Below are 846 nucleotides of genomic sequence, written 5' to 3' on the forward strand. Positions count from 1 at the left end.
GCCATATTTTCTTCCAACCAGGCAAAAAATTCGGCATCGCCCAATGCGCCGTATTTGATAACTTCGGCCATGCCTGCGGAAAGTTCGCGCTGCGGCAGCGTTTGCAGGGCGGTCAAATCGGCCAGAACGGCTTGCGGCTGATAAAATGCGCCAATCATGTTTTTACCGAACGGATGGTTGATGGCGGTTTTGCCGCCGACCGAGGAATCAACCTGGCTGAGCAATGTGGTCGGTACTTGGATAAAAGGTGCGCCACGCTGATAAGTCGCTGCGGCAAAACCGACCATGTCGCCTATCACGCCGCCGCCCAAAGCGATTAAAGTGGTTTTGCGCTCGGCACGGTTTTGCATCAGGCCATCGTAAATCAGGTTGAGCGTCTGCCAGTTTTTATATTCTTCGCCGTCGGGAAGGATAATGCTGAAATGCGGCACACCCAGTCTGTCTAAGGCCGTCTGGAGCTGCTTGAGATAAAGCGGCGCAACGGTTTCGTTGGTAATGATGGCCGCTTTTTTGCCTAAATAGGGCTGAAGCAGCGTATCGGCCTGCTCAATCAGTTTATGCCCGATAAAGATGGGGTATTGATGGGACGGGGTTTGGACAGTCAGGGTGCGCATGGTGTTCCTTTGTAAAGCGTGTTATTCGCTCAATATTTCAATCAGCCGTTTGAGCGTTTTGTGGCAGCTGTCGGATTCGATGACGAGATGGGCGGTTTGACGGTACAGCGTATCGCGCTGGTCATACAGCTCTTGCAGTTTGGCCAACGGGTTGGCAACTTGCAACAGCGGCCGGTTGCTATCGTAACGGGTACGCTCCAGCAAGGTTTCGGGGCTGGCATGCAGATAAACA

Annotated in this window: 2 protein-coding genes; both read right to left on the minus strand. The window is 53.1% G+C overall.

The genetic code is table 11. The annotated features are described in order from the left end of the window. The coding region (locus tag ACTHUM_RS15790; protein ID WP_440403390.1) for a 3-dehydroquinate synthase family protein at window positions 1–614 on the minus strand (614 nt) is incomplete at its 3' end. A gap of 21 nt (window positions 615–635) precedes the next feature. After that, window positions 636–846 (minus strand): shikimate kinase (locus tag ACTHUM_RS15795; protein ID WP_440403391.1); only part of this gene is annotated, 211 nt, incomplete at its 5' end.

This window comes from Neisseria sp. P0021.S006 (assembly GCF_051956895.1).